General features: G+C 37.3%; 11 protein-coding genes. 3 read left to right on the top strand and 8 right to left on the bottom strand.

Annotation, left to right across the window (positions count from 1 at the left end; all coding sequences use genetic code 11):
- Window positions 1-37: 37 nt before the first annotated feature.
- Window positions 38-1,327: an AAA family ATPase gene (locus J7E63_RS10095; RefSeq protein WP_215011600.1), complete on the bottom strand. Its 1,290-nt coding sequence runs from the start codon at window positions 1,325-1,327 to the stop codon at window positions 38-40.
- Between the two features lie 315 nt (window positions 1,328-1,642).
- Here J7E63_RS10095 and J7E63_RS10090 point away from each other — a divergent pair, with 315 nt between their 5' ends.
- Window positions 1,643-3,085 carry a flavin monoamine oxidase family protein gene (locus J7E63_RS10090; RefSeq protein ID WP_215011598.1) on the top strand — a complete coding sequence of 481 codons (1,443 nt, stop codon included), beginning with the start codon at window positions 1,643-1,645 and terminating at the stop codon, window positions 3,083-3,085.
- Between the two features lie 293 nt (window positions 3,086-3,378).
- Here the strand turns inward: J7E63_RS10090 and J7E63_RS10085 are convergent, their stop codons facing one another.
- The 4 genes from J7E63_RS10085 to pdxR all read right to left on the bottom strand — a co-directional run bounded on the left by J7E63_RS10085 (window position 3,379) and on the right by pdxR (window position 7,366).
- Window positions 3,379-3,855 (bottom strand): hypothetical protein, encoded by a 477-nt coding sequence (locus J7E63_RS10085; RefSeq protein WP_215011596.1) that lies wholly within the window; start codon window positions 3,853-3,855, stop codon window positions 3,379-3,381.
- Window positions 3,856-4,291: 436 nt separating this feature from the next.
- Complete coding sequence (locus tag J7E63_RS10080) at window positions 4,292-5,530, bottom strand: glycosyltransferase family 2 protein (protein WP_215011595.1); 1,239 nt, start codon at window positions 5,528-5,530, stop codon at window positions 4,292-4,294.
- 72 nt (window positions 5,531-5,602) lie between these two features.
- The gene (locus J7E63_RS10075; RefSeq protein WP_088087823.1) at window positions 5,603-5,686 is read right to left on the bottom strand and encodes a YjcZ family sporulation protein; all 84 of its coding nucleotides are present in this window, start codon (window positions 5,684-5,686) and stop codon (window positions 5,603-5,605) included.
- A gap of 228 nt (window positions 5,687-5,914) precedes the next feature.
- Window positions 5,915-7,366, bottom strand: coding sequence for a MocR-like pyridoxine biosynthesis transcription factor PdxR (gene pdxR / locus J7E63_RS10070; protein WP_483861483.1), 1,452 nt, complete (start codon window positions 7,364-7,366; stop codon window positions 5,915-5,917).
- 129 nt (window positions 7,367-7,495) lie between these two features.
- Here pdxR and J7E63_RS10065 point away from each other — a divergent pair, with 129 nt between their 5' ends.
- On the top strand, window positions 7,496-8,104 hold the full coding sequence (locus J7E63_RS10065; RefSeq protein ID WP_215011593.1) for a LysE/ArgO family amino acid transporter: 609 nt from the start codon (window positions 7,496-7,498) through the stop codon (window positions 8,102-8,104).
- A gap of 206 nt (window positions 8,105-8,310) precedes the next feature.
- A complete protein-coding gene (locus tag J7E63_RS10060; RefSeq protein ID WP_215011591.1) occupies window positions 8,311-9,279 on the top strand; it encodes an NAD(P)-dependent alcohol dehydrogenase in 969 nt (322 codons plus the stop codon).
- Between the two features lie 178 nt (window positions 9,280-9,457).
- On the opposite strand, the gene J7E63_RS10055 is transcribed toward J7E63_RS10060, so the two are convergent.
- The 3 genes from J7E63_RS10055 to J7E63_RS10045 all read right to left on the bottom strand — a co-directional run bounded on the left by J7E63_RS10055 (window position 9,458) and on the right by J7E63_RS10045 (window position 12,149).
- Complete coding sequence (locus J7E63_RS10055) at window positions 9,458-10,618, bottom strand: DUF4317 domain-containing protein (RefSeq protein ID WP_215011589.1); 1,161 nt, start codon at window positions 10,616-10,618, stop codon at window positions 9,458-9,460.
- Between the two features lie 251 nt (window positions 10,619-10,869).
- Window positions 10,870-11,325 (bottom strand): universal stress protein, encoded by a 456-nt coding sequence (locus tag J7E63_RS10050; RefSeq protein WP_215011587.1) that lies wholly within the window; start codon window positions 11,323-11,325, stop codon window positions 10,870-10,872.
- A gap of 50 nt (window positions 11,326-11,375) precedes the next feature.
- Window positions 11,376-12,149, bottom strand: a complete 774-nt coding sequence (locus tag J7E63_RS10045; protein ID WP_308161940.1) for an MFS transporter — start codon at window positions 12,147-12,149, stop codon at window positions 11,376-11,378.
- Between the last annotated feature and the right edge of the window lie 359 nt (window positions 12,150-12,508).

Here is a 12,508-nt window from a genome sequence, read left to right as displayed (position 1 = left end):
TCTTTCTTTTGGGTTTACTAGAGTTAATACATCAAAGTTAATCATCTCCAAACCCTGAAAACCCGATCGATGCAGAGGAGAGAGCTTGGTCCCATTCTTGTTTTTGTTGTTTTTGCTGCAGTGATTTTAAGTCCGCACAAAGTCTCTTCACATCAACCTGCTGTTCGTAATGCCATTCAAGGGCAATCGATGTATACAATTCATTGAGCTGCGCATAAGAGAAATCCTTGGTTGAATCAATAACTTGCTGAATCTCTTCCTCTGAAAGAATTCGTGCGATATTCTTGTTTAATAGATACTGATAGCGAAGCTCCTTCGTCGGTACATGGATCTCATACGCTCGGTCAAACCGGCCGGAGCGGTTCATAAGGGCAGGATCAATTTTTTCAGGGTAATTCGTTGTCCCGATGATGAAGATTCCTTCCTTCGAGGTGGCACCATCTAAAATGTTCAGGAAGACGGACCGGACACTTGCTGGCATGGAATCAATATCTTCAATGACTAAAACCAATGGTGTCAATTTTAATACAGACGTAAAGACCTCTTTGATCGTATAGCTTGATGTAAATTCAGTGATCTGCCAATAAGCTACCGGAGCATTAATGCTGCTGGCGATTGATTTCACAAGAGTGGTCTTTCCATTACCAGGTTTTCCGTAGAGAAGAATTCCGCGTTTGTAGGGAATATCATACGTTTTGAAAAACTGACCGCTTTCAGAAAAGAATTCGTCAATCGATCGATAAATTTCTCTCTTTAAAGAATCCTCTAAAAATACATCTTCTCTTCTTACCAAAGTAGTAATACTATCAATCTCTGTTTCTACCCCATCTTCTGTATCCGTAAAAACAGTCACATAGTTTTTAATATAATCTCTTTTTCTTTTAAGAACATATTTCAAAAAGGTAACTAAGCAAGCATCATTTTTGGCAAAAATAAAATCCCGGGTCATTTCTCCGTCACTTTGAAAAATAACCAATCTGGCCAGCGCAACCTGATAATTCGAATAGTAAAAAAGACCGTTCGTGATCCTTGGTTTTACAATGAGCTCCATCGCTTTATCGGTATGGTTGGATGAGATCGTTTTGGTCTCGCCTTCTTTATAAATATGACAAATCAATTGTACTTCCGGAGACTCCTCTTTCAAGTCTTCCTCAAGAATGTCCCAAATCTCATTTGAGGTATCTTCATCCGAGTACATATGAAAATCAATTCCAACTTCGTCTATTAGTTTCTCCTGAAGTGTAGAAACAATTTTTGCATAGTCATAATAATACGGCAATGCCTTACGATCGATTTTATTAGTGTCAAACAGAACATTAGTTTTCATCTAGTTCTCCTTAGCGTTAGTAATTTCCCATTTATATATCATGATAGCATCTTTATCACTATTAGGTTAACCTAGTTTGCTTTATAAGACTATATACAACTTTTTTCCTGTTTAACTATTATCTACGTACCATTGCCCCCCTTTTAATAAGAACATTAGAAAACAATAATGATTGATTATCCTTATGCCGAAGCCACAGGTGTTCTCGACAGAAAGAGTAATCACCAAACTGGAAAATAACACATATGCATCCTTTTATTTGTATATAATGCAATAAGCCATTTTTTGGAAAAGCAAGGGAGGATGCCACAATACATGAATTTTCAACTAACTGATCATCAAATGCTCAAAATTATTAGGGATGGTCTAAAAACATCACAAGTTCCTAGACATATTCTTATAATCGGTGCAGGCATGGCTGGACTCGTCGCTGCCACTTTATTAAAGGAAGCGGGACATAAAGTCACCATCCTGGAAGCCAATGATCGAGTTGGAGGACGTGTTTACACCATAAGGGCCCCCTTTAGCAATAACTTATATTTCAATGTCGGACCCATGCGAATTCCCAAAAAACATCATTTAACCTTTGAATATATTAATAAATTCAAATTGCCTACAAATCTATTTATTAACCGGACCCCTAATGACCACATTTACGCAAATGGCATCAAAACACGTCTGAATGTATATGAAAAAAATCCAAGTATTTTAAAATACCCAGTTACTCCAAATGAAAGCGGGAAATCGTCGGAAGAACTTTTGTTTTCAGTCGTACAACCAATTATCAATTTTATTAACGAAGATCCTAAAAAGAATTGGCCTCTAATAGAAAAACAATATAGAAATCTCGCATTTGGTTCTTTCTTAAACTATTATTTTTCAATCGGTGCTAATGATATGATTGGTGTCCTTATTGATTTGGAAGCATATATGGGGATGACCTTTGTTGAAGTCATACGAGAACTCATCATCTTAACAGAAACTAAGAATTTTTATGAAATAACGGGTGGCATGGACCGATTGCCACAAGCATTCCTGCCGCAATTAAACGAGAATATTCTGTTCAACCAAAAGTTGATGAAAATATCTCAATTTCAAAACAGTGTAACAATTCATTGTAAGCACCAAAAAACCGATGAGAGTTTCAGTATAACCGGTGATCTTGCGATTATAACCATACCTTTTTCAACCTTACGATTTGTGAAAGTCGAACCATATGAGTCTTTTTCCTATTATAAAAGGACAGCGATTCGCGAACTCAATTATATGGCCTCAACAAAGATCGCTATCGAGTTTAAAAGTAGGTTTTGGGAAAAAGTAGGTCAATTGGGTGGTAAATCGATAACGGATCTGCCGATTCGATTTTCATATTACCCAAGTTATGGTATTGGCACCACCGGACCTGCGGTAGTTATCGCGAGCTATACATGGGCAGATGAGGCTTTAACATTGGAAAGCTTATCTGAAAAAGAGCTGATCCAATATGCGCTAATGAACTTGGCAGAAATTTTTGGGTATCAGGTTTATTCAGAATTCGTTACAGGGGCTTCTTTTAGTTGGAGTAAGAATCCTTTTTCATGCGGAGCTTTTACGTCATTTGAACCTGGACAGGATTTGGAGCTATACCCTTATATTTCTACACCTGAGGGAAGAGTGCACTTTGCTGGAGAACATACCTCACTTACCCACGGTTGGATACAAGGTGCAATTGAATCAGGAATACGAGTGGCAAACGAAGTGAATGACATACCAAAATAATTATGTAAAAAAGGCTGCGATGACAGCCTCTTATTTTTAAAAAAATAAATGAACAATCTAGGCTTTATAAGATTGACTCACTTCAACTTTTATTTTTTGTTTTTTTATCACTAATTACAAATAGACTTGCTAACATTCCTAAATTTCATCAAAAAAAGTCCATGACAGCTCACCATATTTTCAGGTAATATGCTTTGGAAGTGAATAATGAGAGGACAGCCGATTTCTCTTCAATCCTGAGTAAAATCGGGCTGTCCTTAACTTTCTTTTTTCAACTGAGTTTGAAGGTTGAATTACTTTTTACTTCTTAGAATTTCATTCAAAGTTGTTTTCATTGAATAAATCACGGTTTTTTTGTACCGAACTGCTATAAGTAGCACTCTTATCTGTTCGGATCGGGAGAGATGTTTAAAACGGGGTTCTTGTTTCAAAAAGGAGCGTACGATTGACCAGCTGGTCGGCATTAACGGAAAGTCATCTAGGGGTTGTTTGTTCCGTAACCGCTGAAGCCACGTTTTCATTCCGGTCGAACTGTTACTTTTATCGACAATACATGGCGCATAAATATTTTTAGTGTGTTTTTTAAGGGATTCAAATCGATCTTGCCCGCTAACAATGATGTAATTGTCATCCTTCCGATTTTTTTTGACAACCAAAACAAACATGCAGTCCCACATTAATCTCTGCAGTTTCTTAATATGCTCAGTAATTTTCAACGATAAATCAGGTTTGATTTTGTCCAATGGTATATACTGTATCGTGAATTTCATACACTGCCCCTCCTGTTTTTTTCATTTACCCGTCCTCAATTGCTTAGGTTTTCTTACAGCAGGTGCGTCATACTGATGAATCGTAACTACTTTGGCCTTTTCTAAGGTTAATGTCAATTATCGTTATGAAAAACACATGATTAAACTGAAATCCCATTAGTTTATATGTATGAAATGGGCGCATGTCACATACGAAGTAAGCAAAAAACATTTAACAATTGTTTTACCTGACTTTATATGTCTTATTCAATTTTCCAGATAAATTACCCACAATAAGAAAAAGCCCCCAAGAATGGAAGCATGATATACGTTAAGAGGTTAGCAGACTGAAATAGAAAGACCAACATTTATCTGTCAGTCAACCTATCCTGGTCGGCATCAGAATGCTCATTAAAATTGCCTCTTCCCCTAGCGGTAAGACCAGTTCCACTCATCTTTAGATCGTACTCAGTTTATCGAACAACCATACAAGATGATTGTATTTACCACAGGATTGTATGTGATCTCTCTCGATCAGGATACGTTCCATTGCAATCGAGTCGTCGCCGAACCCGGTATTTTGCACTAGGTTAACAGGGGGGCGGTTTTCTGCAATATTTATACGAATTTGATGAAGTAATGTTATGATTGCTTGGTTAAATTCATGAAACTCATTGGGAAAGCTTGCAGTAAGGGATTGATGTTCTAATATAATCTTTTCCATGAGTCCATAATCAGTCGGATGAATAGAGTGCAGGGCTCTAATGGATACATCAAGAACCGGGTGCTTTAGTTGGAACAACAGACGATTTAAGTTCATATCCTCCTCCTTCGTTTTCGACGGCGGATGTTCTTGATGAAACGTTTCTAAATCATCTTCTATAATAAAATTAGCATTGGCCTTATATAATCTATAAGCAAACTCAGCATCCTCGGGTCCCCATCCTTTGAAATTCTCCTCATAGCCGCCGACTTCCTCCATAAAACTTCTTTTAATGGATAGAAAACCTAAGCAAGCCATCCAACGCAATGGGCTGCTATAAAAATGTTCCCTAAGGTATTTTAATAAATGATGAGCATAACTTCTGTATTTTACCATCGAGCATAAATTTTTTATATCGTCAATATCCTCTCTCTTAACCACTTGTTGGGGCTCTTGTAAAAGCCTGATATGAGTCGTTAAGCTACTAATTGTCTGTTCTTGCGATACCACCTCTTTAAGGCGTTGGTTGAAGAGAGTATTTTTTTCGCACCACTTATAAATCGCGTTGATTTGATTATTAGTAAAATCCGGGGATAAAAAAGAATAAATGCGCCCCCGCTTGCTTCCTGCAATAACAACGGATTTCTCGTTAGTTAGATGATGCTGGCGGTTAAGGGTAACATAGTTAGGGGAAACGATGGTTTCTGCATCCAAAATGATAATAATCTCTCCCCTCGCATGCCTAAGTCCAATATTTCTTGAAGCAGCAACACCCACATTGGTACTATTGCGAATATATTGAAAATGGTAGGGAGGACAGTATTCCTTAATTTTTGGGGTCTGGTCGGTAGAGGCGTCATCAATCAATATCACTTCCATTTTGGATAAATCAAAGCACTGTTTCTCCAATGCATAAAGGCTAAGCAGATTAAGGGGATAGCGGTTATATGAAGGCATGATGATTGTGACTTCAATTTCCATGTGTTTACTCATTCCTCCTTGAGAGCCTATAGCTTCGAACTATAATAAAAGTTCGGCTTAATTTGTTTTATTTAAAACTAGTATTTAACGAAAAGATATACCGACAATAATTAAAAGGATGAAAAGCACCACGAATAAAGCAAAATTAACGCCATAACCATCTGACATAATAGATCACCACCTTAATTATTTGATAGAACATCGTATGTCAGAACATTAAAAATCGAATTGGACAAGAATGAAAATTTACATATATTTACATAATCTTAATATTTAAAAATGCTATTAACTTGCTCCACATTTCGAAGATATTTTGCTTATTCAAGTAACCTGCCACCTTCGAATAAGAAAAAGGATCGCCGCAGCAACCCTTTTTGAATTCAAGCAACCATTAGCCTAATTGGAGATTTCTTCAATCAGTTCTGAAAGTCTTATTAACCCCTTTTTTAATTCGTGAAGTGATGCATAGGCATATGACAAACGAAGATGAATTTGATCATTGTGGTCGTAAATATTTCCAGGGTTTAGTAAAATCCCCTCGTTTAGTGCTTTTTCAAATAATTTTCTAATTGAAGTCTGTTTTTTGATTTGCACCCAAATATAAAAACCACCCTGTGGGATATTCCATGTGGCTAATTGCGTAAAATGTGTATTTAGTATTTCAAGCGTAAAATCTCTACGGAATTTGAGTTCTGTCCTTATCTTCTTTACATGTTCATCATATAAACCACTTGAAAGCCATTCTGCAACAATGAATTGAGATAAAGAACTTGAGCCATAATCAGTTTGCATTTTTATATCAGCTAACCGATCTATCACTGGTTCTGGTCCAACGATCCAACCAATTCGTAAACCAGGACTCAGAGTTTTAGACATACTCCCTATGTATAAGATAAGTCCTTGATAATCAATGGATTTTAATGGATTCGGTGGCGGGTTCTCAAACCATAAATCTCCGTAGACATCATCCTCAATAATAGGCAGCTTTTCATTCTTACATACATCCAATAATTCCTTTCTTCTAGTAGCTGACATTAAAATACCCGTGGGATTATGGAAAGTTGGGATAGTGTAAAGTAATGCACCTTTATGCTGCTTTTTTAACCTCCCAATCGACTTGGGTCTAATCCCTTCCTCATCCATGGGAATTCCAAGTAAGTTCATTCCTGCTGATTGAAATACATGCACTGAATTTAGATAAGAAGGCGTTTCAAGAAAAATGGTTGAATCACGGTGCAATAATCCTAATGAAATCAATTGCAATGCTTGTAGTCCTCCTGAAACAATCATTATCGATGTAGGAGAAACTTCTATTTTCTTCGTTTTTAAATAATTGCTTATCATTTCTCTTAAATAGAGGCTTCCTTTTGGTTCCGAGTATCCTAACGAAAACGAATGGGGAGAATGCCTCTTGAACATTTGTTCCATTTCTTTGACAGGCAACAACTCTGGTGAAAGTTCTCCCGTCCCAAGGCGTATTACGTTTGGATTAATTTCTGCTCTATTAATTTCTTGAATTGTTTTGTTATTGGGTTGGTAAGATCCTGACTTAACATAGCTGTTCCAATCAGGCGGCGGGATTGAAGCAAGTAAATTCCACGTATTATTGACCACAAATGTCCCTCTTCCAACTTTTGATTCGATTAACCCATCTGCAGATAACTCATCAAGTGCATAAACAATGGTACTCCGATTCACATTGAATTTCTTTGCTAAATCTCGTTGCGTTGGAATTTTAGTTCCAACCGTCCATTCACCGTTTATTATTTTTCTCTTCATAAACTCATAGATTTGTTGATGGAGTGGAATCAAGGAGGATTTGTTTAGAATCCAGTCTTTTTCTATCAAAAGGAACTCCCCTATCATTTTTATATTAATATTATAAATGATTGGTTGGGTAATATTCCATCCAATTGGTTGGAGACGAATGTAATCAAATCTAATACAATGCAGTTATTACATTTCAGGGGGAGAAAAATGTTAGAAGCAATTTTACACGGCATGATCTTAGCATTCGGTTTAATCCTACCTTTAGGGGTACAAAATGTTTTTGTCTTTAATCAAGGGGCAAGTCAGCCCAAATTCGTGAGGGCACTGCCAGTCATTATTACCGCAGCTATTTGTGATACTTTGCTTATTTCAATAGCGGTCTTAGGAGTGTCAGTCGTTGTCCTTGGTTCTTATTGGATAAAAACAGTTCTTTACATAATTGGTAGTTTATTTTTGCTCTACATGGGTTTTGTTGTATGGAGGGCAAAACCTCAAGATGTAAAGGAAGTAGAATTATCTTTTTCACCAAAAAAACAAATATCTTTTGCAATGTCAGTGTCCTTACTAAACCCACATGCCATTTTAGATACCGTTGGTGTAATCGGAACAAGTTCCGTAAAATACATAGGCTTTGAGAAAGTAGCATTTGCAGTTGCATGTATATTCGTTTCGTGGGTATGGTTTGCTGGATTGGGCATAACAGGAAGAATGCTCAGAAAAATAGATAAATCAGGAAAATATCTAGCGGTACTAAATAAAATTTCAGCTATCGTCATGTGGGGTACAGCCGTTTATATTAGTTCTTCACTTTTATAAAATAATTTCTGGCCATTAGACAGCTCCCAACAAGCGACCCCCTCCTTTCAAGGACAAGACCATGAAAACCTTCGTTTACATTTTTTTTACTGATTCCAGTCTGAATATCTTTAACTGGAATATCTTTTAATTTGAGGGTCTTTAGAAAGATTTATCAGTTTAATGGATTAAATGGAGAAATTCGAAGGCAATTAGGAGGATTAATTATGAAGGCTATCGTTTCTAACAAATATGGCCCACCTGATGTGCTTGAATTAACAGAGGTGGAAAAACCTATCCCAGAGGACAATCAAGTACTGGTGAAAATTCATGCTGCATCGGTGAATTATGGTAATCTAGTACTTTTGAAAGGAGAGCCGTTTTTAGCACGATTTGCTTTCGGTCTTCTGAAACCCAAATACCCCATACCTGGAGGCGACATAGCAGGTATGGTTGAAGCAGTTGGCAAAGATGTTACTCAGTTTCAACCAGGCGATGAGGTATTCGGAGACCTATCCGGATGTGGTTGGGGTGGTTTTGCCGAATATGTTTCTGTTCCTGAAAATGTATTAGCCTTGAAACCAGCCAATCTTTCCTTTGAGGAAGCTGCTGCGGTACCTATGGCGGGTGTCACAGCGTTACAGGGTTTACGTGATAAAGGCAAGATCCAGTCGGGACAGAAGGTATTGATTAATGGTGCCTCTGGTGGTGTCGGGACTTTCGCCGTACAGATTGCCAAATCCTTTGGGGCTGAGGTAACTGGGGTGTGCAGTACGAGAAATTTAGATATTTTGCAATCGCTTGGAGCAGACCATGCCATTGACTATTCAAAGGAAGATTTTTCCCAAAAAATGCAGAATTATGACCTTATACTTGGGGTGAACGGACATAAACCACTATCAGTCTATAAGCGCACATTAAGTCCCAAAGGAATTTTTGTTCACATCGGGGGTTCCGGAGCACAAATGTTTCAAGCAATGGTCCTTGGGCCTTGGATTTCAATGACTGGGAATAAGAAAATGGGTACTTTTTTACAAAGGTCTAACCAAAAAGATCTGATTTATATAAAAGAACTTCTTGAAGCCGGTAAAGTAAAACCCGTTATTGATAGACGTTATAAGTTGAGTGAAGTGCCCGAAGCTTTCAGGTATTTTGAAGAAGGTCATGCTCAGGGAAAAGTTGTCATTACTATGTGAATCATCTTTAAAAGAATAATAAAGTAGGAGAAAGAAGTCAATTTGTTAGATAATTTAAGGCTTTGTGGTTCCATCTTTAATTATAAAGAGAACGCACATTTAGACCTAACTAAAATTTGCGTTCTCTCTGTTTGTTATCATTATCAAAGGAAAGTTCGTTATCTGTCCCTGAAACGGATTAGAGCGTCTCCGATTCTAGTCGAAATCCTTCCACGACCACATCTTCATCAATCTCCAATAATAGGCACCGTTTTCCTTGGTACATAATATATTTTACATTTTTTAGCTCTTTCGGGCTGATGGATACATCTGCCACTTTCGTATTGATTTTTATGGATTTAGGAACTAAACTGCTTGCTTTGAATTCATGTTTTTCGTCATCAACGACAGCTTTGAAGGCATGTTCCACTTGGGCAGTCTCGACATTTTCAACCCCGCTTACTGTTAAGATGCGTTCGATGTCCCGATAATCCAAGGTAGGAGCTTCACTTTCTTCGCTTTCTTCATTTTCCTGCACCATTTTATCGATTTCCTCATAGACATTCGAAATGACCTTGGAATCTACTTGGTCTCCTATTACTTTTTTTAAGATCTGTTCGAAGCTGTCCTTATCTTCCTGGGCAGTAATAATCTCTTCGCAATTGAGGACCACTTCAATAAATGTCCCATCTGGTTGATTCGCTTTTCCTGCACAATAAAGAATATGGTTCACATCTGCAGAATTGTCATTAAAAGCAGGGAACAAAAAGCCTGACAACGGAGACGCTAGATTGATAATTGGATCAAAGACGTTATTCGATTTGAATTCTTTCTCAATATAATCAAACAGCAAGGCTTTTTTCGGCTGATCCGTTTTATTGAGACTGCAGAGGATAAACTCGTTGGAATAAACTTCATCATTCCCACCTTCTTCGGATTCTAGGTCTCGTTTCCTGGTAACCTTTCGATATTCTCCTCGAATAAACGTCACCATCGTATCAAACTCATAAACCGTATGAGCAAACATTTTTCCGACAATTTGCAGCATGTTTTCTTTCCAATCTTCTGTTGAATCAGCTCGTAATCCATCGAAGAGGATATGTTGTGTACTGTCTTCTACATCCCGGATAAATTTCAGTTCAAACAGTTTGGCATCGAGATAACCAGTCAAAACCTTTTTAAAGTTGGCCAAAAACAATTCTTGTGCTTCTAGTTCTAACATTTGAAACGGTTGACTGACATGATGGTAAATCTCACCTGTTTCTTTCTGAACATAAACATTGAAGATTTCTCGAATTTTCATGAGATCATTGTCGAATTTAAATTGCTTACGGATATTTGCGATATCTTTTTTATTCATATGTATCAACTCCCCTTCATGATTATACTGTTCAGACAGGAAAATAGGAATACTCTTTACCATCTCCTACCTGTTCTATTTTTCAATTTTTGCTAAAAATAAATAAACCATTCGTAAATGCTCGCTTTTACGAATGGTTAACTGACATTTGCAGCTATTAAATATTTTGATCAAAAGTATCTTAAAAAACATTGGATTGATGTTAATTACGTGATAATAATCCAATTCACCCGTTGATGGTTGAAGTACATTTAACCTATAACAGCATGTAAACTAGGTCTGCGGATTACTAAAACATCAGATTTAGCTGATCGTACAATTGCTTCAGATACAGAACCGGTCAAGAATCGTTCAACAGCATTTAACCCTGTAGCACCACACATAATTAAATCTGCCTTAACTACCTTTGCAATATCTCCAGTAATGATTACTTTTGGAGAACCAAATTCGATGATTACCGTTACGTTTTTAATACCAGCGCCCTCAGCTTGTGACTTATAGCTATTTAACAGTTCCTCTGATGACCTCTGTGCACGCTCAACAACTGAACGGTCATATGCTTCGAATGAACGAGAATTGATTACGTTTACTATGGTTAAAATTGAATTTTTGTTACGTTTTGCAACATCGATTGATTTTTGAAATGCGTATTCTGCTTCTTTTGAACCGTCTACAGCTACTAAAATACTTTTATAATGATTTAGCATCAGTCATAATTCCCTTCTAACAATATTTGAAAGCTGTTTTTTCCTTTAAATTAATTTGGTTTTTTGATAAATAATGACAATACAACATTAATTATCGCTAACACTAAACTAATGGTAAACACTAGGGAAGTTCCCGCTGCTGCTGCATGTGGCAATTCATTGGCAGAGGCTGCTAAATAACTAGTTTCTTTGGATGAAAAAATAGATACCATTACCGCAATCCCAATAGCGCCAGCTACCTGTTGAATCGTTTGAGTGATAGCGATTCCATCTGGATAATATTGTTTCGGAAGAGAATTTAATGTGTTTGTTTGAACAGAAGCAAGGACCGCCCCTATACCTAACATCATGAAAATATGAGTTACCACAACCATCCATAAAGCCGTTTCTGTGCCAAATTGTGCATAGAGTACATAACCAATCGCTACTAAAATGGTACCAGGTATAATAACCGCTTTCGGACCATATTTGTCGAATAGGCTACCAATGATTGGAGCTAATACACAGTTTAGTAAGCTGCCTGGCAGCAAGATAAGACCTGTTGTAAAAGCTGCAATTAATAAAGCCATTTGCATATACATTGGTAAAATGACAAGCATGGACAACATATTAAAGAACGTTATAAAACTCATAAAGACACCAAGTACGAACAGTGGGTACTTAAATGCTTTTAGATTCAGCATCGGATTCTCCATTTTTGTTTGACGAATGGAAAAAAGAATAAGAGCTGCTAATCCGACAATGATGGACCCAAGAACAGTTGCATTAGTCCAACCAGCATCACCAGATACACTGAATCCGTAAACGACCCCACCGAATCCAATCGTCGAGAGAATAACAGATACTGCATCTATCGAAACTTTACGAATCTATGATTCTCTTATAAAACGAAGGCAAAATGTTTTTGGTAATTAAAAAAGCTGTATATGGCAGTATGTTTTGTGAATGTAAAAAGAGCCGAAATATACAAGTAGTGTATAAATCTTGCATAATTTAGGCTCTTTTAAGTTTATTCCTTGTTTGAGTAGTCGAGTAGAAGGGAGCCTTTCTACCTTGCGGTAAATTGTACTCCACCCTCCGGGTAGAAAGGTCGCCCAATTGGCGACTCAAACCCCCACAGAACCCGGCGTGCGGATTTCCCGCACCGGGCTCTTCAGAAAGTGCTTCACAGTTTCGCGTACAT

Source organism: Bacillus sp. ISL-75 (assembly GCF_018613095.1).
Note: the sequence above shows the minus strand (reverse complement) of the source record. Positions and strands in the feature narration are given on the sequence as shown.